Raw genomic sequence first — 23192 nt, forward strand, 5'->3', positions numbered from 1 at the left:
GGCTCCCGGATTTACCACGGTAAACACGGGGCTGTCCTCGCCGGAGAGCCGGGCAGCCGCAGCCAGTTCGCCAGAGGCACCGAAGCCACAAGATGGCTTGGCGGAGGCTCCCGGATTTACCACGGTAAACACGGGGCTGTCCTCGCCGGAGAGCCGGGCAGCCGCAGCCAGTTCGCCAGAGGCACCGAAGCCACAAGATGGGTCGAACAGTCCGGCTGACCCGGCACTGGCGAACGCTGGCGCAGGAGCGTCGCAGCCGGCTCCTGACCCCGAGCTGCCCGGTCCGCGACACTCCGACAGCAATGGCCTCGAAAGCGAAGCGCTGGACTGGCAGAGCCCGCAGACGGTTGCCGATGTCCTGTGCCGGAACATGGACGCTAAGGCCGCAATGGCCGTAGCCGAGATCGTCCTTGATCGGCTGACTGCGCACTTTGAGATCGTGCAGTAGTCGGCGACTACGCCGCAGCAAAAGGAGGCAGGTCCCCAGTAGAGGGGGCCTGCCTTCCGCCTTCAACAGGCGAAGCCTTGGCGCGGGCAAGGATCGCCGTGGCTGGCGCCACCAGGCGCAGCGTCGAGCCAGCGGCCCCAATGGTTCACTGGCTGACGGCCATGCAGCAGACCTGCCGGGTCGACATCAACCCGCTCGCCGTCCGAGCCGCCAGGAACCATCTCATCCACTGCGTCGTGGTGACCGCACGGGGCCGAACCAGCCAGGCAGCGCGCCGAACGGTTGGGGCCCGAGGCCGTGGGCGAGCCAGACACCGGGATGGCCCCTGCGGCAGGGGGCCTTGAGGAACGGTCCTGCCTTCTCATACGCACCCCAGACCTCGTGGAGCAGGTCGAGGTGGTCGTCCAGAAGGTAGGGGGCGGTCGAGTCGTGGAGGTCCAGGACATCGACGGCCTCGGAGCCGCCCCGCAGCCAGCGTTCCAGTACCCCCTGGCCTGAGCCGGAGGTGGCCTGCAGCTCAATCAGAGGCCCGAGCACTGGGGCTAGTTTGTCTACCTCAACGGCCGGCACCGGCATCACAACCGAGAATCCCGTGAAACTCATCGCTGTCATCGAGGGAGAGTTCGGGGACCTGGCGGGCGGTCTGCCGAAGGCGTTGGGTGGCCTCTTCGACCCGGTCCGCGACGCTGTCGCTGCTCCACTGGCTGCGCAGGGCGTTGATGGCTTCGGTGATGTCGGCGATTCGTGAGGGGGCGTCGAAGGCGTCGTCGAACTGCTCGCTGTCGGGGTAGGGGAAGCGTGGCTTCGTCACTGCGGCTGTCCGGTCGGTGGCGCCGTGCAGGTCGACGAGCGGCTGCTGCACGGTGCTGGGCTCCCATGGGGCGACGAGTTCGGTCACCGCCTGGGGAGTGGTGGCCCAGCCCACGGCGACGGTTCCGTCTGCAGCAGTGGCGTGCACTGTGCCGTCATCCTGGCGGTGCGCGGTCCAGCTTCGGCCCGGAGTCGGGCGGGCGGCAGCGCGGCGGGCCAGGTCGTCGGCCAGGACGAGGGCTTGCTCCTCCGGGGTTCGGTCCGGGGGCGTGCTGCCGAGGGCTTCCGCGAACGCGATCATGATGCGTTCGGGGTCCCACCCGTCGTTGTCCTCCTGAACGGGAGCGCTCATCGGCAGGCCCTTCTACGTCGAGTGAGTGGAGAGGTCGGTACAAGATGGGCTGGCCAGCTGCGCCGTGAGCGTGCGGCTGGCGGGATCTCTGGCATCCGGGCCAGAAGCGTCCCTCGGCGCCTACGCCCTTGCTTGGTGGCGGCAGGCCCGCGACGGCGGTGCGTGAGCCGGAACGCCGTAGAGCCTGCGCAGGTCGCCGCAGATCCACAGGGTGCCGACGCCGTCGGGTATGGCGTTCCAGAGCGCGGTGGGGAGGTCGGCCTTTCCGGAGCGGACGACCGCTCCGTTCCGCGCGAGAAGATCCACCCGGCACTCCCCCTCCTTCTCGTCGAAACGGCTCCGGCCGCTCCGCCACAGACGGTATCCATGGGAACTGACAGTTCGTGACCCATGTCGGAAAGTGGCCGCTCGCCACGTAGTTGGCGTATGGGCGCCCGCACCAGAGGAGAACCGGCCGATGGAACACCGTGGAGCAGACCGGACGCGAAGCGCGGTCCGGAACCGACCGGCAGGTGTCGTTGCTGCTCGCCGAGACCATGAACACGCTGCTGACGGGCGGGCCGCTGCGCCTTCCCGAAGGGGTGGAGTTCACCGCAGCCGTCCAGGACGGGTTCTTCGGGGTCCTGCTCGGCTCCGTACGCCAGCTGTCCCCCGATCACGAGGACGCGCTGCGCCGCGAGCTCCACGACCCGGGTGTCTACGCGCCGCCCTGCCTGCCCCTGGCTCCCGCCGTCGGCGATCCGGCCGTGGGGCGGTTGGTGGTCGATGAGGGCTTCCATGAGTGAACATGAGTTGCCGGGGCGTCAGGCCTGACGCCCCCTGGTCCAGCCGTTCTCCCACGCTGCGGTCGCGGTCGACCAGCCGGTCGGCGAGCGCCTGCAGCCGGCCGAGCGCCTGGCCCAGCCCTTCAGTACCACGCCCCACGAGGCCGCGGACCCGGCCTGGACCGTCCGTCGGCCCGTCGGCCGCTCGGGCCGGGCGGCCTCGCCGTGCAGAACACCTGAGCGCCGGACCGGGCCACGGTTCGCCCTACGCCAGGTAGTCGGCCACCAGGACGGCGAACTCCTCTGGGGTGTTCACCGGCACCCCGAGCTCCTCGGCCTTGGCGCGCTTGGAGCCGGCCTTCTCCCCGGCGACGAGGAGGGTGGTGCGCTTGGAGACGGACGACGAAGCCTTGCCTCCGGCCCGCTCGATCAGCTCGTTCATCTCGTTGCGGGTCAGCTTGGCGAGCGCACCGGTCATAGACCCGGTGATCACGACAGCCGCGCCCGCCAGCGGCCCGGCCGGGCTCTCTTGCCCCGCTGCGGTGTCGGCGGGGACTGCCGCCGGGGCCTGCGGTGCGGTGACGGCGGTGCCCACGCCCTGGGCCGCGAGGCGGTCCAGCAGGGGGGCGAGTTCGGCGAGTTCGGCAACTATCAACTTGGCCTTCTCGCCGCCGATGCCGTCGACCTGCGCCAGGGTGTCGGCGTCGGCGGCGCGGATCGCGGACATCGACCCGAAATAGGCGGCCAGTCGGCGGGACATGGTACGCCCGGTCCCGCGGACGCCGAGCGCGCAGAAGACCCGGTTGAGCGGCCGGGTGCGGGCGGCCTCGATCGCGGCGAGCAGGTTGTCGGTGCTGGTGTCGCCCATCCGCTCCAGGCCGAGGAGCTGCTCGCGGGTCAGGGCCCACAGGTCGGCGAGGTCCGTGACGAGGCCAGCCTCGACGAGCTGAACGGCGCGGGTGCCACCGAGGCCCTCGATGTCGAGCTGGTCGCGGCCGACGGCGTAGCTGATCGACGCGACCAGCTGGCAGTTACGGCCCCGGACGCAGCGCCAGCGCTGCTCTCCGCGGTCGATGGCGTCGCCGCAGCGCGGGCAGACCTCGGGGAAGACGATCGGCTTCTCGGCGCCGGTGCGCTCGTCGACCAGCGGCGCCTCCACCCTCGGGATGACGTCACCGGCGCGCCGCACGAAGACGAGGTCCCCGAGCATCAGGTCGCGCCGGGTGATGTCGGCGGGGTTGTGGAGGGTGGCGTAGGTGACGGTGACGCCGTCGATGACGACCGGCTCCAGAACGGCGCGCGGGGCGATGATGCCGGTGCGCCCGACGTTCCACTCGACGTCGAGCAGGCGGGTGACCTTGTGCTCGGCGGCGAGCTTGCGCGCGACGGCCCAGCGCGGTGCCCGGGAGCCTGAACCGGCTTCCTGCTGGTCGGCTGCGGAGTCGGCCTTGATGACGACTCCGTCGATGCCGAACGGCAGCTCGGAGCGGAGCGCGGCGATCTCCTCGATGCGCTGCTGGACCTGCGCCAGGGCGGTGCAGCGCAGCGGGTGGGCTGCCGTGGTGGCTGCGGTGTTGACGCCGAGGTGGGCCAGGCGCTGCAGGAGGGCGGCGTGGTCGAGGCCGGGCAGGCCGTGGGCGCTGTAGCCAAAGAAGGTGAGCTCGATGCGGTAGGGGCGGTCCTTAGCGCGCAGGGTGCCAGCGGCGCCGTTGCGCGGGTTGGCGAAGGGTGTGGCGCCGTGGGCGGTACGGATCTCGTTGGCGTGCTCGAACTGGGCGCTGGTGAGGAGGACCTCGCCCCGCAGTTCGACGTCGATGGGCTCGGTGAGCGTTGCCGGCAGGCCGAGGACGGCGTCGGCGGCGTGGGTGATGTCCTCACCGGCCAGGCCGTCGCCGCGGGTGATCAGCTGGTGCAGGTGTCCGGCGCGGTAGCGGGCCGCGACGGCGAGGCCGTCGAGCTTGGGCTCGACGCACCAGGCGGCGACGGGGCGGCCGAGGCGTCGCTCCAGGCTGGCGGCCCAGGACTCCAGTTCCTCGGCGGAGAACACATTGTCCAGCGAGAGCATCGGCACGCTATGCGGCACGTCGCCCTGGACGGCGCCGCCAGCGACCTTCCCGGTGGGCGATTCGGGGAGTGCCTCCCCGGGGTGCACGTCCTCGTAGGCCGCGATCGCGCGCAGCAGGGCGTCGTACTCGTCGTCGCCGAGCGGGGTGGCGCCGTCGGTGTAGTAGGCGGCGGCCGCCTGGACGGCGGTGGTGACGGCGTCGGCGTAGGCGGCGGGGGAGGGAAGTGTGGGTGTTTCGTCGGTCATGCTCGGCATCATGCCGGGCGGCACCGACAGTCCTGGTGCACGTCCGGGTCCGGTGTGGGGCGTGGCTGCTGAGGCGGGCCTGTACCGGGGCCTGGTTCCGGCGTCTGGCGGAGCGAGGACGGGGTTCAGGTGCCGGGCGGGGCCTGGGGCGGGGGTGGAGCGGTCGGGTGGCCGGGGTCGTCTTCGGCTGCCCGCTGGGCCGCGCGCAGCGGAAGGCATCGTCCGCAAGTTCTGCGGGTGCACAGTTCGGCGGGTTTCCCCTTCGGCCGGTGTCTGCGGTTCCATCGTTCGACGGCGCATTCGGAGTCGGGACGGGGCTGGGGGATGAGGCCGAGTGCTTGTCGGATCGCTTTCCGGGCCCCGGCGAGCGCGCCAGCGCTGTCGGGGTGTTCCAGCAGCTCGCGGGCGATGTCGAGCTGTCTGAGGCCTTCCACGAGCTCGGGGACGTCGCCGATCGGGATGACGGTGCCGCGTGCGCGATCTGCGGCCTGCTGGTCGGTGTTCCAGGCCAGGAAGGCGGGGTCCTTGCGGGGGTCGTACCAGGTCACGCCTGCAGGTATCGGCAGTTCGGCCTGGGGACTCAAAGGCGGGGTGAGCCAGCTCTGCAGGTCGGGACCGGGCGGACGGTTGTGGGAAGGCTTCGGGTGCGTGAATGCGCCGCATATGACAGAAGCATGATGCAGGATGAGCGAATGTGGCCGCTGGTGTAGGCGTTGCAGATGGCACTGCTTGTAGATATGAGGACTAGCCGCATTTCTGCCTGGATCGGCTCCCACTCTGCGCGTGCCCCGGGCTACTGTCCGACACAAACGAAGAGGGCCCCGGGGTAGAGGTTGGTCGCCAAGCCGCCGGGGTCCCTACTCGCCAACCGTCCGAACACCCTGGAGGAGCCTGTGCGGCTGCCTGCCCTGGGCCGGTCCCGTCGCGCCTGCACGCGCCGGAAGATCGGTCTTTTCGACGCTACCATTTCCGCCCGTTCCCAGGGCCAAACGCGAAAGGCCCGGCGCATGGGCGTTGACCTGGCGGGCAATCCGCAGGATTGCGCCTTCGTCGCCCTGGTGGTGCTGGCGATCCTGCTCATCAGCACGGTCCCGGACCAGCAGGGTGTCCGGGATCTCCTTCGCCTGGCCACCGTCCTGATCTGGACCGTCACCGGCGCCCACAGCGCCGAGAGGAAGCCGCGAGCCCGCCGGAGGACCTAACGGCTGCGCGTTGCGGCGTCGCGGGGGCTTAGCCCGCGCGACGCCGCACCGCACGGTGTTCTCCCTCCGCGGGCGACTGCCCCGCCGCAGAGGGATCGTTCCCCTTCTCGTTCCGGTCCCCACGGTATTGCGGGACCGGCCTCCCCGGAGCCCTTCGTGAGCCAGATCCTGCGCTGCCGTTGGTGCCAGCGCCCCTTCGGTCGCCCTCAGCGGCTCGGCCGCACCCCGTCCTACTGCCGCGCGCGTTGTCAGCAGGAGGCGGAGCGGGCCCGCAAGGTCGCGCCAGCCGATCGCTCGCTCGACGACCTCGTCCCCATCCTTGCGCACGACCACCTCGCTATCGCGCGTCAGCTCGCCCAGACTGCCGCTGCGATCGCCGCCGCGCAGCCTGGCCAGGACGTCCAGGCCGTCCTCGGGCTCATCTCCGAAGCGGAGGAGAGCCTGGAAGACCTGCGCGCACACGCCGTGCTCCAGGCGCGTACCCGAAAGCTCCCGTGGGCGGCTATCGGGCAGCTGACCGGCTGGGCGGCCGACACGGCCCGCCGGCGATGGGACGAGGCGTATGCCGCGCGGCGGCGCTCGCAGCGCGCGGCCCGCAGTCAGCGCCTCCAGGCGGACGCCGGGACGATGCCCTCTTCCACCGTCCGGCCCGGGACAACTGTGGGCACGGCTGCCGCTCCCCCTGCGGACGGCCTGGCCTCACCCACGGAGCGCGGGGGTTCCGAGCCCGGGCAGGCCCTGGCCGCCCCGATGGACCTTGTCCCGGAGACGGACTTCGCCGAGGCCCTGGCGCCGGTGGCGGCGGCCAAGTTGGCGAGCGCGCTGTCGTTCCTGCACCGCCGGTCCCGGCGGTCCTCCCGTGAACTGGCCGCCGATGCCGGAGTGTCGCCGTCGTTCGTCAGCAGGGTCTTCGCCGGTGAGCGGATCCCGTCCTGGCAGGTCGCCGGCGCCCTGGTACGGGCAGCAGGGGGCGAGCCCGCCGACGTCCGCCCACTGTGGGACGCCGCCCACGGGATCCTGCCGGAGCGGCCGTTCGTCGCGACGCCACAGGTGGAAGCGGAGTTCGTGGGGGCGTTCTCCTCAGCGCTGCGCGGCCTCCACCTTGCCGCTTTCGCACCCGACGCGCTGGCGATCAGCGACAAATCCCGGGGACGAGTAAACCCCGAGGCCGCAGCCGGCCTGCTCACCGGCACCCGGGTTGCGGACTGGCCGACGGTTGAAGCCCTACTGGAAGTCCTCGGCGCCGACCCGGCCTTCGTCCTGGCGCTGTGGGAGCGCGTCCAGCTCATCCGCCATCAACGCCCCTACCGCGACGGACCGCCCGCCGAGGCCTTCGGCTGACCGGGAAACCACCATGACCCGCTCCTCGTTCCCGCAGCACCGTCGACACGACCTGGCACTGGGGGTCGTCACCCTGCTGGAGTCCCGCTACCACCACTACCTCGACTACGCCGGGCTGCTTCTGCCGCCCGAGGAGGTGCAGCGCGCCGTGCACTCCGCCGCCGTCCAGGCCACGTCCTGCTGGCAGACCGCTCTGGCCGCCCCCGACGCGACGGCCGCGACCTGGACGATCGTGCGGGTTGTCCTGGTCGCCAGGGCGCGACCGCAGGCCCTGGCCTCGCTGGCCCGCCTGACGGCCAGCCAGCAGGACGTCGTTCTCATGCGCCACGCCCTGGGTTGGAGCGACGCGACCATCATCACGGTGACGGGCACCGACCGATGCGCGCTCGCAGCCGCGTCCCGCGCGCTCGCCAGGATCGCCGTCCCGGAGGCCATCCCCACAGTCCCATGAGCAACCCGCACCGATCACCGGTGCGTCCCTGAGGCTCGCCGAGCTGGGCCTGCGAGTCGTCGAGTACAGGGCTGACGCCGCCGGGGACGGTCGCCGACGCCGGCGAACAGCACCAGCTCGTGGTGCCGCGGGTGGGACGGCGGTTAGTTCTTGCCGCGGTAGTCCGTCGGAATATCCGCCCTCGTGCGTGTGATCCGGGTGATTCCTGGCCCCTGATGAGCTCGGCACCGCCCCGCCCGAAGCGCTGGCGAGGTGGTCTTGGCCTGCTGAGAAGCGTTGACGGTGACCTGCTGGGCGGCAGGACTTGCTCGTCGGTGCGGGGGCGCGCCGACTTGTGGCTACGGACCGTATGGGGACGGACCGATGCGCCACAGGAGGGTGATCCACGTGGACGCGTACCGCCAGCGGGCCACGGCGCCTTCGAGGTCGAGGTGGAGGAGGGTCCGGCTCGGGAGTGTGGTGCCGACTTCCAGCGGGGCATTGCTGGCGGCGATCCGGCAGGGGGCGGGGGCGGGGGTGAGCTTGGAGGCGTTGCTCTCGCGGTCGGCGTCGGGCCCGGGCTCGGCGCCGATGTTGATGGACACGCGGCCGTAGATGCCGTCGCAGATCCCGACGTGCACGTACAGGTAGGCGACGATCTGAGCAGGGCGCCACTGGCGGGGCCACCGCGGTGGGTCTGCCCGCCGTACGAGACGTCGTCCGCTCTGCACTCACAATGCCGGTGGCGAAGTCGCGACGGACCTGGGCGAGGTGTTCCGTAGCGGCTTCCTCGTGCAGGGTCATCGACTACCCTCACCTGATCGGTCGCGGTGAGCGCAGCGTGTCGGGCACAGGGGGCCTCTGAGGCTGTGTCGCTCCGCAACGCGGCAGGGTCCAGGCTTCCAGACCGACCACCTGGTCGGAGACCTAGTCGGTACCCCGCGTGCGTGGCGGGCGTACCGTGAGCTCGGCTGATACGGGCCTGGTGATGAGCCATCCGCAGTCGGTGGCTGGCTGGAAGCGCCCGCGGCAGGAAAAAGCTCTCGAACTCCTCCGCCCTGCCATCTTGAAACTGCGTAGGCGCGAGGCCTGCCTGGTGTTCGCCCAGCAGCACTGCCGACTCCCATGGGGAGCAGGGGGCTGAGCGCGTGGTCCGTTCGTAGGGACTGAACGTCCGGCGGTCCCCGGCCTGAAGCGGGCAGGTCCTCACCACCGGGGAACGTTCTGTGGAGGTGTAGGGGCCGACGCGCTTTGGTCCCTTCCGGATCCAGCTTCGGTCCCTGTCTCATTTTCGCAGGTCAGAGGCCTTGCGAACCTCCATTGAGGGACTAAAGGGACCCAACTTCCGAATTATGAGTGGCTCTTTGCGCCAGGGGATGACACTTGCATGTGGGCGCGCGTAGGTACCTCCGTAAGAGTTCTGCCCATAATTGGAAAGTTGGGTCCCTTCAGTCCCTGCCAGTAGGCGCAGATGCCCTCTGAGCTGGGTTTTTATGGCAGGGACCAACGGAAGGGACCCTCGCACACTTCAGCCCCTCCCGACGCCACGCCGGTCCCTGGACACCGCAGGAGACTCCTAAGGGACTGGAGGGACCCAATTCGGCTATTGGCTCATCGAAACCGGCGTGTCCTTCAGACTTCAGCGTGTCGCCCGATACAGTTCGGGAGTTCGGTCCCTTTGGTCTCTCTCAAAACGGGCAAAACGCCTGACCCCGCGCCAGGCCAGAGCGATGTTCGTTCCGAAGGGTGGCAGCCGGACGCCGGCGGTGGCCCGATGGCGGGTGACCATCTCGCCACCCGCCACGCTAGGCTCTGGATCTCATTCCAGATTTCGGTTGTGACTGAAAGCGCTGGTTGGCGGGTCGGTCGTGCTCCTGTGCAGGTCGAGGGATCGCAGTAGATGGTTGTTGGCGGATCTTGGTGACGTTAGTTGGCGGATCACCGATGAGGGTTGCTCACGGTGTGTGACCGCTGGCTGTCCGGGTGATCTCGGTAGCGAGCTCTTCGACGGCCTCGAACAACGCCCGGAACCTGGGCGGATTCCGGAGGACGGACCGCTTGTCCCAGCGGGAGAGGATGGTCATCTCCAGCGAGGTCCATGGGAGGCCTCGGTCCGGTGATGACCAGGGCGGATGGAAGACGGGGGCAAGGACGAACTCGCTGCCTGTTGCGCGGCTCCAGATGAGGGCCGACACGCAGTCGCGGATCCGACTTCTCGTCTTCTGCGTGCCGACTCGGGCGTGCGGTTGGCATAGCCTCTCCCAATCCTCGTCGTCGAGGTTCCAGCTGGCGAAGAAGCGGCGGCGGGCCTTGTAGTCCGTGCGTCCGGGATTGTGTGCGATGTGCCCGGCAAGGCGTTCGACTGCGCCGGGGAAGTCGTAGGTCCGCCACTGACTATGCAGCCGGAGTGGATGCAGACGTCGCGGCTCCGTAGTGATCCACTCAGTGGGGATGCCAAGGAACTCAGCGGCGTCCTGGAAGCCCAGGCTGGTGACGGACTGGACCATCTGAATAGGGATGATCCGCCTGAGTAGTTGGCTGCTCGGGGCGGGGAGGCCAGCGTGGTCGGCGAAGACCCTGAACCAGTCGTCGGGGAGCCTCTGCGGGATGTGTTCGGGCCCGAAGCCACGATCTCGGACCTCAACAACCGGCTCGAAGAGCGCCTCGGCGCGATGCGTTTGGGCGATCCACTGGATCGGGGTTCCGTGCCTGATCCATTCCGGCGGGAACTGGACCCGGTAGTCGCGGTCGATTCGCTGACGCAGGAGCTGGGAGGAGTCCCGGGCGAGTGTTCTCCAGGTGTCGTCCCAGCGTGGTTCCTTCTGAACGGGAGCGAGCGGCAGGAGCTCGGCGAGGGCGTCAGGCTGTTCAGGTGCTGTGATCAGGCGTTCGGCTGCGAACAGCATGGCCGCCATGGCCGGGGCGGCAGCGGGAGGAGTGGTCCAGGCGATGGAGGATCGCCTGCCGCGGTTGTTGGCGCGTGGCCAGGTGCTTCGCGCCAGAGATTCCTGGACCGAGACGTGATCGGTGAGGGCTGTCCGCGTCTCTTCGGGGACGTGGTCGATAGCCGCGGGCCAGGTCGCCCTGACGATGGAAGACACGACGTGGAGGTCGGCAAACCCTTGGGCGGCGAGTTCGGCGGGCTGTCTGCCGTCCAGACGGGCCAGGAGCCTGCGTTGGAGCTCGGCTAGGTCAGGCGAGAGCTCCAGGTCCGGCGGGGCGACCTGGTCGAGTGGCTGGCGGCAGAGAACGTGCTGGTGGCGCCCTTCACCGGGCCGGCTGTTGCGGCATTGGGCGGCGTGGAGCCCGTGAGCGCCCGCAGAAGGCATGAGGCTCAGGGGACTGTCCGGGTAACCGCTGAGGGCGAGCTGGCCGCAGGTAGGGCAGTGGTGGCGGAGGAACACGTTGTGGTCGAGGCAGGCGAACGTGATGGCGAGGCGCCATTGGCGCTTCCAGGGGCCGCCGTACTTGTTCTGGACGGGGGAGCCGTCACCGGCCAGGCAGAGGGGGCAGTAGCGGGAGTAGGCGGCCAGGAGCCCGGGCGGAAAGATGTTGCGGGGCCGCGGCTGGCTGCCCTCGCGGACCAGTGCCCGGGTCAGTGGCGGGTAGTGCCTCAGGAATGGCCGCAGCGTGAGCGCTTCGGCGTCGATCGGGGCGAGGCGTGTCGCTGCGGCGAAGGCTTCCAGCGGGGCGGCTTCCAGCATGAGGAGGTGCCCGGCGAGTGCTCGGGAGCCAGGCTTGTCGCCGCCGAGGCCCGTTCTCCAGATCAGCTGGGAAGGGGACAGGTCGAGCCGGTGAGCGAGACGAAGCAGGAAGCCGGGCAGGCTCTCGTCGGGAAGCGGGCTCAGACTCCTGGGCAGCGGGTCCATGATCCGGTTCATGGGTCACCCCGCCGCTTCGGCCTGCGGACCGTGGTCGTCGAAGACGGTGTTGCGGGGGCGGCGCTTCCTCGGCACGGTCTTCTCTGAGGTGGCCGGGGCTTGGGGGGCGGCGGGCGGTTCGGCCGGGATCGCCGGCTCGTCCGGCGGCTGGTCGGGATCGTCCCGTCGCAGGACGATCCCGTCCAGCAAGGTCTCGCTGAGAGTTTCCTGCTGAGTGTTCATCGCGAGCTGGGCGCCGTCCTCGATGAGCCGCCCGAGCAGTCCGACCACTCCGCCGGTGCGGCGCATCAAGTACTCCGGCATGGTGCCGTCGGTGAGCATGCCCGGCTTCCCGTTCAAGAGCCGCAGATGGGCCTCGATCCCACGCAGGTGGCTGACGAAGGCCCGGATCTGCCGCGGGGTGGTGTAGCGGAAGCGGTCGATCTCGACGAGCTCGAAACGGTGCTCGGTCTGGGTGACCTCCCGGCCGTGGATGCGCGTCGCCTCCAGCGGCGGCAGGATCCACTGCGCGGTCTTCTTGTCCCACTTGGCCTCGCGCAGCAGCCCGGTGCCGGGGATGTTGACGCCGGAGAGGATCACCGTGACGTCCATGCTCATGAACGCCCGGATGAGGTCCAAGACGTCCTGGTCGTCGGCCCGGTGCATCCGCAACCGGCTGATGTCGTCCAGAACCAGGGCCTTGACCCCGTGATCATGAAACGAGTCGGCGACCAGCCGCACCAGCTCGGGAAACGTCGCCGACTTGCGGACCTCGGCCCGGAAGAACCCGAGGATCGACGCGCAGAGGCTCTTCGGGGTCGCCGTCACCGGCGTGGAGACATAGACGACCGGCGCGTGGACGTCGCGTGTCCCCGGGATGGAACCGGGGATGAGGGAGCTGTGCAGGTCCCGCCACTGGTCCTCGAAGGCGGCGACGGACGAGCAGACGGCGGCGGTCTTGCCGTAGCCGCCCCAGCCGCTGACCAGGACACCGGCCAGCGTCGGGTCGTCCTGCTTCATCGTGTTGCCGTCCAGCCGGAGCTGGATCAGTTCCGTGACCTTGTCGTGCATCGGCGTGGCCTGCAGCGGCAGGTTCACGTTCGTCAGGCGCCGGTAGAGGTCGTAGTCACTCCGGCGCGGCAGCGGAGTCGTCTTCCACTGGGCGAGCGTGAGCGCCGCCGGTGGCATGAGCTGGCCGCGGCGGGCGCGGTAGTGCTGCCAGCCGGCGAAGGTGTCGCGGTGCGGGCGGCTGCCCAGGATCAGTTCGGCGATCCGTGATCTCGGGGGCAGTCCGGCCAGTCGGTCGTCTTCCGGTGGGGACTGGTTCACGTGTTCTCCTCGGTGGCCTCGCTGCTGCCGGGGGCCGGGTCCGGTGGGAGCAGGAACATGCGCCGTCGGCGAAGGAAGTCCTCCAGCAGTGGCGGTGCGACGGGTTCCTCGTCGAGCAGGGCCTCCTCGCGTCGGCGGCGCCGGTCGGCGTCGACGGCCTGGTCGATCGCGCGGGCTTGCGCGGCCCAGGCCGCCGGCATCTCGGCGGGCGGCGTCGGGGCGGCGGGCCGGTCGGCGGCGGCGGCCTCGGCGCGAGTGCGTTCGCGTGCCTGGGCGACGCGTTGCTTCTTGCCGGCCTTCTTCTTCGCCTGGCTGGGCCATTGGCCGACCGGGGTGACCGAGCCGAGGATCTCCAGCAGGGGAGTCAGCAGTTCCTTCTCCGAGTGGACGGTGATCTTGTTCGCTCGAAGGTGTTCCAGGAGGGCGTCGACGGATTTGTCCGAGAACGCCGGGATCTCGCCCTCTGGCGGCAGGCCTCTCCAGGGCAGGATGTGCCAGCGGTCGTGGTCGTCGGGGTCCTGGAGGAACACCCGCCTTCGGTCCCTTCGGTCACTGCGGACCACCCACAAGTTGGCGTGCTTGCCGCCGCGGCCCGACGGCTGCTGGAACCGGGGCTCGTCGAGGATCGGGTCGTAATACCAGAGGTTGAGGATCTTCACCCCGCGCCGGGCGTGGATCTTCACGTGGTGCTTGCGCAGGACCTTGTAGTAGAAGCTCGGCTCGGGGAAGTCCAGGTCGAAGCCGCCCTGTTCCATCGCCGCGGCGAACAGCGTGTTCGGGCTGTGTTCCTCGCCGGGCGCCCAACTTGGGGCATATTCGCCCAATTTGTGGTTTTGCCAGACCCGGACGATCCAGGTGGCGATGATGTGCTCGGCCTGTGCGAGCGTCAGCGTGGCGTCGCGTTCAGGGTCGGCCCCGCGGTCCGCGACATCCGATCCGGTGAAGCCCAGCAGATGCTCGAAGAGCATGGTCTGGATGCTGAGGAACTGGCGCTCGACCGCGTACTTGTCCGTCTGCCGCAGGACGCGGGCCGGCAGAATGCGGCAGCCGATCTCCCGCTCGGCCTCCACCAGGTCGTGATTCCGATAAGGGCCACCATGGTCGGTGGTGACCGTCTCCGGCGCGAAGAACGGCAGCGCGGCGACCCTGTGCCCGGTGAACTCGGCGATGACGTCCGCCGGGACGCCGACGTAGGGCCACTCCATCTCCTCGCCCCAGCCCTCCCGGATGGGCAGCGGCAGCATCACGTCCCGCAGCAGCATCGCGACGTCGACCGAGGTGTCCGACTGGAGCGTGAGCCGGAAGGCCGGCAGCCCCCGCGTGTAAAGGTCCAACGCCAGGGTCAGGGTCGCGGTGACCGCCTCGCCGAACACGGTCTCGCGCAGCTTCACCGGCATCGGCGTCGAGTCCAGGACGAGGACCTGGCCAGGCCGGTGGACCACGAACCGGCCCGAGACGCCGGCCTCCGCGGCGGCCTGGGCCGTGCGCTGGTAGCGCTGACGGGCGCCGCCCGGCCCGAACCACTCCTTCCAGACGACCGCCAGCGTCACGCGGGAAGGGACCTTCTCGGTCGGGAACGAGGGGAACCTCTCGCGCATGTACTGGTGTAGCAGGCGGTGCTTGGCGGCCATGCTGATCCGGGCGCGCTCCTCGCACTCCTCCTTGACGGCGAAGATCGCCTCGCGGACCTCCTCCGTGATGCTCGGGTGACCGCCGCGTCGGCGCGTCCACCGCCCGTCCGCGCAGGCCAGGAGCAGGCTCTCGCCGGCAAGCCCGGTCAGCCGCTCCAGGGTCCGGAAGCTCAGATGCTGCAGGCCAAGCCGGATCGCCTCCGGACGGGGCATCGCCTTCAGCTCGGCAGCCTTCGCGTAGCGGCGCTGGGTCAGTCCCGTCCGGTCCGGGTCGTAGGCCGGCCTGGGCTCGCCCGGCAGGGCCCGAGCCGGGTGGCCCTCCCGGAACCCGGTCTCCGCCTCCAGCACGTGCGCGGCCCGCAGCCGGGCCCTCACCAGCTGGTCCTCGGTCAGGTCGGCTAGCGTCCTGGGCTGGTGTGACACCGCCGCGGGCCGCTCCCCGGCCTCTGCGGCCGGCAGAAGCCGCAGATCGGGGTGATTGACCAGCCAGCGGAACGAGCGGGTCTCGACCCGGCCCTCGGCATTCGCCAGCACGACCTGACCGGACTGGGCCCGAACCTCCTCGATCGCCCACTCGATGCCGTTGAGACCGACCCGCCTGCCCGGCGCCACCTGCAGAAGCTTCCGTGCCGTGGCCATCACGCCGTCCAGACCGGCGAGCTGTCGACCAGCGGGCTGCCCAGGTCGACGCCGAGCTCGCGCTGCCAGAGCAGCCGGACAATGCCCGCCCGGGCCACCGCCGGCAGGCTGGTCGCCCTTGCGAGCTCGGCGAACGGCATCGCCTCGCCGTCCCGCTCGGCGATCACCGCGAGCAACTGGTCCCTCATGCCCAACAGGTCCCGGGTCGGCCGCCTCCGCGACGACAGGTGGTCCAGGACGCTCCAGACGTGCGGGCGCCAACCCGCGATCACGGAGTACTGCCAGCCGCAGGCAGCGGCCATCTCCCTGGACGCCGCGAACTTCAACGCGTCGGTGTCCTCGACCAGATCCATCGGTCGGACGTCCAGCAACCAGAACCTGCCGCCGATCACGGCCAAGTAGTCAGGGATATGCCAGGACTTCCCGCCCTCGTGCTCGAAGTCCAGCCGGAACGGCTGCGACAGCACCTCCGACGCGCGCAGGAAGTCCAGCGCGACCAGAAGCCGCATCTCCTCCAACGACTCGAAGCCGTGCTGGCGCCCCGTCGACGTCATCTTCTCCAGGCCCGGGCGGTGCCGCTGCTTGGCCTGCCAGGAGAACCCGCGCAGCGGTTTGGACGACAGCACCGGCACGTGGGCCATATCCCGTACCGGCCAGCAGACCTCGCCCGCACCCGCCCGCCACGTTGTACTCCACCGCCGCAGCCAGTCGTCCCCGAGCCGTAGCCGTACCCGGACCGCTGTATCCCCGTCGTAGGGGGTGATCAACCCGTCCAAATGACTCGAAGTCGACGGGATCTTCGCCTGCGCTGCCGTGCTCACGCACGCACAGCAGCACCAGCGGCCCTCCTCGGGAGGCAAGTCTTCGGAACTGACCGTAACTCAACGAAACGAGAACAGAGGAGGCTGCATAGGATTCCCGGATGACAAGCGCCAGTTACCTCCTGCAGGGGCCGCGAGTAGCCGTCCGCCACGTCTGCCTTCAGGACTACGCGGAGCTCACAGCGCTGGCTCAGGAGAGCGCCGAGATGCTTCGCCGCTGGCTGGGCGCTCGTGAGAACACGGCGGAAGCGTTCGAGAGCTACCTTGAGCGGTTCGAACAGCCCACCCATGAGGGCTTTGTGATCTGCCTTCGCAGCACCGGCGAGATCGTGGGTGGCGTCAATATCAACAACATCGTCCGGGGCACGCTCCAGAGCGGAACTCTGGGGTACACCGCTTACGCCTCCACTACAGGCTATGGCTACATGACCGAAGGGCTGGGGCTCGTGATCCAGCTCGCCTTCGACCAGCTGGAACTGCACCGGCTGGAGGCGAACATCCAGCCGGACAACACCTCCTCGCTGAACCTCGTCAAACGCCTGGGCTTCCAGCGCGAGGGTTACTCGGCCGCCTTCCAGTTCATCAACGGCGAGTGGAGGGACCACGAGCGCTGGGCCGTTACCGCCGAGAAGGCACGGAGAAACTGAGCGCTCCGCCTGCCTCGCGCCCCAGCCCCTGGTGTCACCGCGAACAGGTGTCAGCTATCCAGAAAAGTCGCAGCCACGTGAGCCTGGACACGGTAGTCGGCACCAGTGAGGAATCGTGAGTAGGCGGTTCCCGGACTACGGGACACGCCTGTTGGAAGATCGAGGCGTTCGCCCGCACCTACGGCGCCAAGTGGCCCAAAGCCGTCGCGAAGATCACCGACGATCGGGACGAGCTGCTGGCGTTCTACGACTTCCCCGCCGAGCACTGGATCCACTTGCGGACCACGAACCCCATCGAGTCGACCTTCTCCACGGTCAAACTCCGCACCAAGGTCACCCGCGGCGCCGGCAGCCCGGCCGCGGCCCTCGCGATGGTGTTCAAACTCGTCGAGTCCGCCCAGACCCGCTGGCGCGCGATCACCGGAGCCCACCTCGTCCCTCTCGTCCAAGCCGGGTCACGCTTCGAGAACGGCGTCCTGATGGAACGACCAGCGACCACCGCGGCATGAAACCAGTGGCGCACCCACCTCGCTGTCCGAGATCATCCGGACGTGTCCCATGACGAGCCAGAACGTTACCGAGCAGGCCAGACCGCGTTGCTGGCCACCGTGGAAGAGGCCGAGCCGCTGGTCGGGCACTGGCGTCGCCGCTTCGATTCCTCGGCTTCGGCCGGGATTCCCGCCCACGTGACGGTGCTCTTCCCATTCCTCGACATCGATCGCATCAGCACCGCGGTCATCGGCGATCTCAGGACCCTGATCGGCGCACGCAGCCCCTTCACGGTCCGATTCGACGAATGCCGACGCTTCCCCGAGGTGCTCTACCTCGCGCCAGCGCCGGACCAGCCGTTCCGCGCACTGACCGAATCGATAGCGAGGCGGTGGCCAGAGGCGCCGCCCTACGGAGGACAGTTCACCGAGGTCATCCCACACCTGACCGTCGCCCACGGCCAGCAGCCCCGCGCCTTGGAAGAGCTGGAGGCGGCGCTGGCCGTCCAGCTACCCACCACGGCAACGATCTCCACGGTGAGCCTATTCGTCAGCGACGGGGAGAACTGGCGACGCCACATGGAGTTCCCGATGCTCGGGTAATCGCTTCCCGGCGAAGGGCCAGCAACCAGACGTGAGTTGTCAGCCTTCAGAAGCCGTTGTCGTACCGAACTTGATCGGCGGGTTTCCGCAGTTCAGGCATGACGCCGGCATGGCGAGGCATGCTCGGGCCGTTGGGTTGTCTCGTTAGTGGAGGTGCCGGGATGGCGTCGGTGGTGGGTCTCCTGGAGGAGCGGGAGCTGGCCGCGCGTGAGCGCGTGGAGGAGCTTCGGGAGGTGGCGGACCGGGTACTCGCTGAGCTCGCCGAAGCGGAGACGGCCTGGCACGAGTGGCTGATCGCCCGGCAGCGCGTTGGCGAGGTTCTGTCCGGGCCGCGGCCCGGACAGGCAGTTGAAGCTGGCCCGGGAGCCGGTGAGTCTTCCGGGTCGGAGCCCGCGACGAACGCGCCCGCCGAGGTTCCCCTACCGAGGGCCGCGCGATCGGGCTCGATCGTCCCGGTGTGGCGTCCCGCGCTTTCCATGGACGCGCTCGCTCCCCACTACCAGCGCATCCTCGCTACGCTCACCGAACAAGCATCCGGCGGGAAGCCAGTGATGTCCTGTCAGGAGATCACTGCCGCACTCGGACTGGAGCCGGTTCCGGCAAGTGTGGAAGGAGTTCGGTCGAAGATGAAGCGGCTGGCCGACCGGGGCTGGGCCGACGAGCCCACCCCGGGACGGTTCACGCTCGCCGCCGGGCCAGCCGGCGGCTCATGAGTATCGTCATCGACCACAGCACCATCTGCTCATGCACGGCGGGGCAGCGAATCGTCTCGTCCTCGCGTGATCGCCAACGAAAGAGCAACCGATGCAACCGATTGTCCTATTCGACCTAGACGGCCTTTTGATCGACTCCGAGCCGATCTGGGACGCGGCAAAGCGTGAAGTGTTCGGTCCGCTTGGCCTGCACCTCACAACGGAGATGCAGGCGGCGACGCGCGGGCTGCGACAAAGAGACATGGTGGCCTATTGGTTCGATCGGGCCACCATTCAAGCCGACCCCGACGACGTCGAGCAGCAGATCGTGGCCGCCGTGTGCCGTCGGTTGGAGGGAGTGGCGCCGAAACCCGGCGCCGAACACGCCGTCGCGGCGTGCGCGCGTGCATCGAGGGCGATGGCCGTCGTGTCATCTTCGCCGGAGTCGGTGATTCGGCATGCGCTCGCGAGCGCCGGCCTTGACCGATCTTTCGATGCCGTGTTTTCGGCCGAAGACGACGAACACGGCAAGCCCCACCCGGGCGCCTACCTCCGCGCAGCCGCCGCCCTCGGCGCGTCACCCGACGAATGCATTGTGATCGAGGACTCGCTCAACGGCGTCCTCGCTGGCATGTCAGCCCAGATGACGGTCGTCGCCGTTCCCGAGGCCGCTGATCGCTGCGATCCTCGCTTTGCGATTGCCACTCTGGTACTGGAGTCCCTCAAGGATCTCGATACCTCTGTATTCGGCGCGTATGTGTCCATGTCCAGGGGGAGCCGGGACGCCACGTCGAGCACCAAGTCCTCGGCGAGTGGGTCACATTCCGCCTCAAGGGTGGCTCTCACCGCCACTTGGTCAGGCTGAAGGCCGGCTTCCTCCGCCCAGGCCACGGCCTGGCGGGTGACCTCGTCGGGGTTGCCGATCCACTGCTCGGGGACGTCGTAGTCCCGTGCCATGTGCGGGGACAGTGCGCAGTGCCAGATCAGACCGCCTGGACTGGCGGCTTGCACGCCGACGAAGTCGCTGTCGTGGACATACATGACGAGGGTCGGGGCTCCCGTCTCATGACCGAGTCATCCGGATCAACGCCTGGAGATAGCTGCAGGATCTGCCAGGCGCCATCCCTGGCCGACCACCACGGTGTAGCGTCGACCGCTTGCATGGCTGACAGCTCGGTCACTGGTTGCTCGACCCGGGCCACGACGAAAGTTCCGGAGAAACCCATGGACCGAGACCGTAGCTCCTGGCGCTGACATCCCCAGCTCCTGACTGGTTCCAGGCCGGCGGCGCCCACATCCCGCAGGGTCGACCGGTCACTCAGAGGGCGTTAAGTCCCTTTTCTCGCGGTTCGTGATCGCTCGTTCGTGTGAACGTCGGCCGTACTGGCGTGCCAATCGGCGCTCGGGTGATGTTCTGCGACTCATGGACAGACGGGCATATCCGAGCGACTTATCGGATGAGCAGTGGGCGTTGATCGAGCCGATGATCACAGCCTGGAAGCAGGACAGGGTGGCGCGGTCGGCTACCGGGGATCCGGGGTCCTGCGATCTGCGGGAGGTCGTGAATGCGATCTTCTACCAGAACCGGACGGGCTGTCAGTGGCGCTACCTGCCCCATGACCTGCCGGCCTGGTCAGCGGTGTTCTACTACTTCACGCTGTGGCGCCAGGACGGGCTCGACCAGCGGATCCAGGAACTTCTGCGCTGCCAGGTGCGGGAGAAGGCCCGCCGATTAGAGGACCCGTCCCTCGTGGTCATCGACACCCAGTCCGTCCACGCGGCCGCCGGTGTCCCGAAGGCCACGACGGGACTGGACGCGAACAAGAAGGTGTCGGGGCGCAAACGGGGACTGGCCGTCGACGTGCTGGGACTGATCATCGGCGTCGTCGTCCTGGCCGCCTCCGCACATGACAACGCCGCCGGCACCGCCCTGCTCGACCAGGCCGCCGAGCGGTGTGGGAACCGTCTGGAGAAAGCCCTGGTGGACCAGGGCTTCAAGGACGAAGTCATCATCCACGGAGCACTGCTGGACATCGGCGTCGAGGTCGTCCGCCGCAACCCGGCCGACCAGGGCAAAGGCTTCGTCCCGCAGCCGAAGCGGTGGGTGGTGGAGCAGACGAACGGCACGTTGATGCTGCACCGGCGCCTGGCCCGTGAGTACGACCACCGGCCCGACACCTCCGCCTCACGCGTCTACTGGGCCTCCACCGCGAACATGACCCGCCGCCTCACCACACCGAGTCCAGCCTGGCGCGACACCCTCGGACTGGCCGCGTGAACGTCTCCGAGCTCCTGGCCGGCCTCCAGGCCCAGCACGATGAGGCCACCATCCGGGCCGGGGAACTACGGGGTCAGATCGAACACTTCACTGCCGCCCTGACCGAGACCAACGCACGCCTCGCGGACCTGGCTACCACCCGGAAGATCATCGCAGACATCGCGCCAGCAGCAGGACCCGAACCCGATCCACCCGAGACGAACACGGCCTACCAGGCCATCGTGAACGCCTTCAACCAGCACCCCAATCAGGTGTTCCGAGCCCGCGAACTACACGAGTTCCTCGGCATGCCCACCGATGAGGCGTCCGTAAACATCACCCGCAGCCGCCTCGGACGCCTCACTCGCCAAGGCTTCCTCACCCAACCCGAACGAGGCCGTTACCAGAAACGGACTTAACGTCCTCTCAAGGTTCAGCGACAAGGGCGGCCCGGTTCCAACCTGTGCGGCCAGGTTCCACTCACCATGTCGTGGCTCACCTGAGCCGGGACACGATAGTGGGAACCGGTGCGATGTAGTGACCTGGTGGATTTGACCCTCGGGACACGCTTGTTGGAACCGCCTGGCCACGCTTCTTGCGACCATCGACGAGTTGCCATTCATGTTGGAACCAGTTCCGAACGTCCCGGGCCCGCAGTGTCCGTACTGGCCAGCGGTCTGGCCGTCTCCTGCTTCAGCTGCGGATGGCCGATCTCGAAGGTCTCCTGGGCCGGGGCCGCCAAGCTGACCTCGGGGCTCAGCAACGATACGAGTCCCTGGTTCAGTGGCCACAAAGCGTGGACCTGGCTCACCGCCCATGTCACCCAGATTCACCGGGCACGCTACGACCTCAACTGAGCCATCCGACCCGGGGCGAGGACGGCGTTCTCGCCGAGTCCGCCAGGTTCGTCTGCTTCGTCGAGCAGGAGCGCGGCGACCGCCCGCGGGGCCTCGCGCATCGCGTTGTGGGCGGTCGGCAGGTCGTGGACGGTCCATCCCGGGTCGGCGAGCAGCCGGGTGCGCTGGTCGGCGAACGGTGTGTGGTCCTCCCATCCCGAGCAGTAGACGAACTCGCGGCGGGGGACGTCGGCGTGGGCGCCCGAGAGGTGGACCGTCTGCAGGAAGGCGGCGAGCGGGTGGGGGCGACGGCGCGGGTCGCCGTTCGGCCGCCACGGGGGTTGGACGGCGTAGCCGCTGGCAGCTGCGCCGGCGACGAACGACTTCCGGTAGCCCTCGTTCATGATGGACCAACACGATTCGCCGTCGCGCGGTACGCAGGCGTCCAAGTACACCAGGCGGCAGACCCGGCCGTTGGCGCGGTCGGCGGCGGCGGTGATCACCATCCCTGCGTAGCTGTGGCCGACCAGCGTCACGTCGTTGAGGTGGGCGCTCTCCAGCAGGCGCAACACATCGTCGGCGTGGGTGTCGAGGTTGGCGGTGGCGATCGTAGCGGGGTCGTCGTGGGGGCGCAGGCCGGTCAGGGTCAGGGCGTGGACGGTGTGGCCGACCCGCTCCAACAGCGGGACCACTGCCTCGAACGCCCAGGAGCCGTGCCAACCACCAGGTACAAGGACAAACGTTGCCATGGGACTTCCCCTCATTTGCTCGGCCGTGGCATCGGGGGCCACCGCTTATGACGGAAAGTCTCATCGACGCGCATCATGGCGTCCTACCGATAGGATGCCAATCGATGCCTGTTCGCCGCCAATCCCGCCCGGACGCCGGCGCCACGTCGCTGACGTGGCCCTCCGGCGGGCGCCACCTGTGGCCCTCGGGCGGCAGCAGCGGGGCGCAGGCGCACGCGCGCGGGCACCTGGTGTACGCGGCCAGTGGTGTCCTGGTGCTGCACGCTGAGACCGGGACGTCGATCGTCCCGGCCAACCGGGTCGCGTGGACGCCGGCCGGGTTCACGCACCGCCACCGTGCCCACGGTGACACGGACATGCGGATCGTCTTCCTGCCGCCGTCCCTGGCCCGGCTGGTGCCGGGGCGTCCGGCGGTGTTTCGCGTCTCCGGCCTGGCGCGGGAGGTGCTGCTCGCCCTGACTGACCCGCGTGGCAACAGCCACGACGGCGCAGGCGGTGGGGGTGGGGCCGTGCCTGGCTACAGCCGCGCCGCGCGTGAGCGTCTGTTGCGGGTTCTGGTCGAGGAGCTGCGCGAGGCCGACGAACAGCCCTTGCACCTGCCGCACCCGCGCGACGACCGGCTGCGGGCGATCGAGCGGATCTTGTCCCAGGCGCCGGCCGACGCCACCACGCTGGCCGGGCTCGGCCGGCAGGTCGGGACCAGCGCCCGCACCCTGAGCCGACTATTGCGCGGCGAGCTCGGCATGACGTTCTACGAGTGGCGCACGCAGTTGCGCGTGCACCACGCGCTTGTGCTCCTGGCCGAGGGCCACGACATCACGTACACCGCCCACGCCTGCGGCTGGGCCAACCCCAGCGGCTTCATCGCGGCGTTCACCGACCTCGTCGGCACGACCCCGGGCCGCTACCGGGCTGGCGGATAGCGCGGGCCCGGGCCGGGTCTAGGTGCGGGCCCGGGCCGGGTCTAGGTAGTGCCCCTGGG

21 protein-coding genes and 1 pseudogene are annotated in these 23192 nt (G+C 69.2%); 12 read left to right on the forward strand and 10 right to left on the reverse strand.

All coding sequences use genetic code 11. The features are described 5' to 3' along the window. Window positions 1-1004 precede the first annotated feature (1004 nt). Complete coding sequence (locus ABTY61_RS22970; protein WP_350506908.1) at window positions 1005-1610, reverse strand: hypothetical protein; 606 nt, start codon at window positions 1608-1610, stop codon at window positions 1005-1007. Between the two features lie 120 nt (window positions 1611-1730). Next, complete coding sequence (locus ABTY61_RS22975) at window positions 1731-1916, reverse strand: hypothetical protein (protein ID WP_350506909.1); 186 nt, start codon at window positions 1914-1916, stop codon at window positions 1731-1733. Between the two features lie 161 nt (window positions 1917-2077). Here ABTY61_RS22975 and ABTY61_RS22980 point away from each other — a divergent pair, with 161 nt between their 5' ends. Beyond that, window positions 2078-2395 carry a hypothetical protein gene (locus ABTY61_RS22980; protein WP_350506910.1) on the forward strand — a complete coding sequence of 106 codons (318 nt, stop codon included), beginning with the start codon at window positions 2078-2080 and terminating at the stop codon, window positions 2393-2395. 244 nt (window positions 2396-2639) lie between these two features. Here ABTY61_RS22980 and ligA read toward each other — a convergent pair whose 3' ends face one another. Both ligA and ABTY61_RS22990 read right to left on the reverse strand, forming a co-directional pair. Then, window positions 2640-4694, reverse strand: a complete 2055-nt coding sequence (ligA, locus tag ABTY61_RS22985) for an NAD-dependent DNA ligase LigA (protein WP_502895404.1) — start codon at window positions 4692-4694, stop codon at window positions 2640-2642. Between the two features lie 116 nt (window positions 4695-4810). Further along, entirely contained in the window at window positions 4811-5233 is a 423-nt protein-coding gene (locus ABTY61_RS22990) for a hypothetical protein (protein WP_350506912.1), read from the reverse strand. A 459-nt stretch (window positions 5234-5692) separates the two neighbouring features. Between ABTY61_RS22990 and ABTY61_RS22995 the strand changes: the two genes are divergently transcribed. From ABTY61_RS22995 to ABTY61_RS23005, 3 genes are all read left to right on the forward strand, one after another. Continuing rightward, a complete protein-coding gene (locus ABTY61_RS22995; RefSeq protein WP_350506913.1) occupies window positions 5693-5887 on the forward strand; it encodes a hypothetical protein in 195 nt (64 codons plus the stop codon). A 156-nt stretch (window positions 5888-6043) separates the two neighbouring features. Then, a complete protein-coding gene (locus ABTY61_RS23000) occupies window positions 6044-7228 on the forward strand; it encodes a helix-turn-helix domain-containing protein (protein WP_350506914.1) in 1185 nt (394 codons plus the stop codon). Window positions 7229-7241: 13 nt separating this feature from the next. Continuing rightward, a complete protein-coding gene (locus ABTY61_RS23005) occupies window positions 7242-7679 on the forward strand; it encodes a hypothetical protein (RefSeq protein WP_350506915.1) in 438 nt (145 codons plus the stop codon). Window positions 7680-8017: 338 nt separating this feature from the next. Here the strand turns inward: ABTY61_RS23005 and ABTY61_RS23010 are convergent, their stop codons facing one another. The 5 genes from ABTY61_RS23010 to ABTY61_RS23030 all read right to left on the reverse strand — a co-directional run bounded on the left by ABTY61_RS23010 (window position 8018) and on the right by ABTY61_RS23030 (window position 15758). Beyond that, on the reverse strand, window positions 8018-8299 hold the full coding sequence (locus tag ABTY61_RS23010; RefSeq protein ID WP_350506916.1) for a hypothetical protein: 282 nt from the start codon (window positions 8297-8299) through the stop codon (window positions 8018-8020). 1314 nt (window positions 8300-9613) lie between these two features. Then, on the reverse strand, window positions 9614-11539 hold the full coding sequence (locus ABTY61_RS23015) for a TniQ family protein (protein ID WP_350506917.1): 1926 nt from the start codon (window positions 11537-11539) through the stop codon (window positions 9614-9616). A 3-nt stretch (window positions 11540-11542) separates the two neighbouring features. Beyond that, window positions 11543-12847, reverse strand: a complete 1305-nt coding sequence (locus tag ABTY61_RS23020) for an AAA family ATPase (RefSeq protein ID WP_350506918.1) — start codon at window positions 12845-12847, stop codon at window positions 11543-11545. Then, window positions 12844-15090: a transposase gene (locus ABTY61_RS23025; RefSeq protein ID WP_350506919.1), complete on the reverse strand. Its 2247-nt coding sequence runs from the start codon at window positions 15088-15090 to the stop codon at window positions 12844-12846. Before ABTY61_RS23025 ends, ABTY61_RS23020 begins: the two co-directional genes overlap by 4 nt. Before the next feature lie 26 nt (window positions 15091-15116). After that, window positions 15117-15758 (reverse strand): TnsA-like heteromeric transposase endonuclease subunit, encoded by a 642-nt coding sequence (locus tag ABTY61_RS23030; RefSeq protein ID WP_350506920.1) that lies wholly within the window; start codon window positions 15756-15758, stop codon window positions 15117-15119. Between the two features lie 281 nt (window positions 15759-16039). Between ABTY61_RS23030 and ABTY61_RS23035 the strand changes: the two genes are divergently transcribed. The 7 genes and pseudogenes from ABTY61_RS23035 to ABTY61_RS23065 all read left to right on the forward strand — a co-directional run bounded on the left by ABTY61_RS23035 (window position 16040) and on the right by ABTY61_RS23065 (window position 21044). After that, window positions 16040-16585: a GNAT family N-acetyltransferase gene (locus tag ABTY61_RS23035; protein WP_350506921.1), complete on the forward strand. Its 546-nt coding sequence runs from the start codon at window positions 16040-16042 to the stop codon at window positions 16583-16585. A 158-nt stretch (window positions 16586-16743) separates the two neighbouring features. Beyond that, window positions 16744-17094, forward strand: a pseudogene (locus tag ABTY61_RS23040) (transposase); the annotation flags it as partial. 42 nt (window positions 17095-17136) lie between these two features. Beyond that, entirely contained in the window at window positions 17137-17676 is a 540-nt protein-coding gene (locus ABTY61_RS23045) for a 2'-5' RNA ligase family protein (RefSeq protein WP_350506922.1), read from the forward strand. A gap of 161 nt (window positions 17677-17837) precedes the next feature. After that, window positions 17838-18389 carry a hypothetical protein gene (locus ABTY61_RS23050; protein WP_350506923.1) on the forward strand — a complete coding sequence of 184 codons (552 nt, stop codon included), beginning with the start codon at window positions 17838-17840 and terminating at the stop codon, window positions 18387-18389. Between the two features lie 91 nt (window positions 18390-18480). Next, window positions 18481-19233 carry an HAD family hydrolase gene (locus tag ABTY61_RS23055; RefSeq protein ID WP_350506924.1) on the forward strand — a complete coding sequence of 251 codons (753 nt, stop codon included), beginning with the start codon at window positions 18481-18483 and terminating at the stop codon, window positions 19231-19233. Window positions 19234-19791: 558 nt separating this feature from the next. After that, complete coding sequence (locus ABTY61_RS23060) at window positions 19792-20646, forward strand: IS5 family transposase (RefSeq protein WP_350506925.1); 855 nt, start codon at window positions 19792-19794, stop codon at window positions 20644-20646. Continuing rightward, on the forward strand, window positions 20643-21044 hold the full coding sequence (locus ABTY61_RS23065; RefSeq protein ID WP_350506926.1) for a hypothetical protein: 402 nt from the start codon (window positions 20643-20645) through the stop codon (window positions 21042-21044). Before ABTY61_RS23060 ends, ABTY61_RS23065 begins: the two co-directional genes overlap by 4 nt. Window positions 21045-21466: 422 nt before the next feature. Here ABTY61_RS23065 and ABTY61_RS23070 read toward each other — a convergent pair whose 3' ends face one another. After that, window positions 21467-22210 carry an alpha/beta fold hydrolase gene (locus ABTY61_RS23070; protein ID WP_350506927.1) on the reverse strand — a complete coding sequence of 248 codons (744 nt, stop codon included), beginning with the start codon at window positions 22208-22210 and terminating at the stop codon, window positions 21467-21469. 104 nt (window positions 22211-22314) lie between these two features. Here ABTY61_RS23070 and ABTY61_RS23075 point away from each other — a divergent pair, with 104 nt between their 5' ends. Next, window positions 22315-23133: a helix-turn-helix transcriptional regulator gene (locus ABTY61_RS23075; RefSeq protein WP_350506928.1), complete on the forward strand. Its 819-nt coding sequence runs from the start codon at window positions 22315-22317 to the stop codon at window positions 23131-23133. Window positions 23134-23192: the final 59 nt, after the last annotated feature.

The sequence above is a fragment of the Kitasatospora sp. NPDC096128 genome (genome assembly GCF_040303105.1).
Lineage (GTDB): Bacteria > Actinomycetota > Actinomycetes > Streptomycetales > Streptomycetaceae > Kitasatospora.

Bases quoted from the DNA above. Each gene is read 5' to 3' on its own strand.
- ABTY61_RS22970 (WP_350506908.1), bottom strand. From the start codon at position 1,610: ATGAGCGCTCCCGTTCAGGAGGACAACGACGGGTGGGACCCCGAACGC.
- ligA (WP_502895404.1), bottom strand. From the start codon at position 4,694: ATGCCGAGCATGACCGACGAAACACCCACACTTCCCTCCCCCGCCGCC.
- ABTY61_RS22995 (WP_350506913.1), top strand. From the start codon at position 5,693: ATGGGCGTTGACCTGGCGGGCAATCCGCAGGATTGCGCCTTCGTCGCC.
- ABTY61_RS23005 (WP_350506915.1), top strand. From the start codon at position 7,242: ATGACCCGCTCCTCGTTCCCGCAGCACCGTCGACACGACCTGGCACTG.
- ABTY61_RS23015 (WP_350506917.1), bottom strand. From the start codon at position 11,539: ATGAACCGGATCATGGACCCGCTGCCCAGGAGTCTGAGCCCGCTTCCC.
- ABTY61_RS23030 (WP_350506920.1), bottom strand. From the start codon at position 15,758: ATGGCCCACGTGCCGGTGCTGTCGTCCAAACCGCTGCGCGGGTTCTCC.
- ABTY61_RS23035 (WP_350506921.1), top strand. From the start codon at position 16,040: ATGACAAGCGCCAGTTACCTCCTGCAGGGGCCGCGAGTAGCCGTCCGC.
- ABTY61_RS23050 (WP_350506923.1), top strand. From the start codon at position 17,838: ATGGCGTCGGTGGTGGGTCTCCTGGAGGAGCGGGAGCTGGCCGCGCGT.
- ABTY61_RS23055 (WP_350506924.1), top strand. From the start codon at position 18,481: ATGCAACCGATTGTCCTATTCGACCTAGACGGCCTTTTGATCGACTCC.
- ABTY61_RS23060 (WP_350506925.1), top strand. From the start codon at position 19,792: ATGGACAGACGGGCATATCCGAGCGACTTATCGGATGAGCAGTGGGCG.
- ABTY61_RS23070 (WP_350506927.1), bottom strand. From the start codon at position 22,210: ATGGCAACGTTTGTCCTTGTACCTGGTGGTTGGCACGGCTCCTGGGCG.
- ABTY61_RS23075 (WP_350506928.1), top strand. From the start codon at position 22,315: ATGCCTGTTCGCCGCCAATCCCGCCCGGACGCCGGCGCCACGTCGCTG.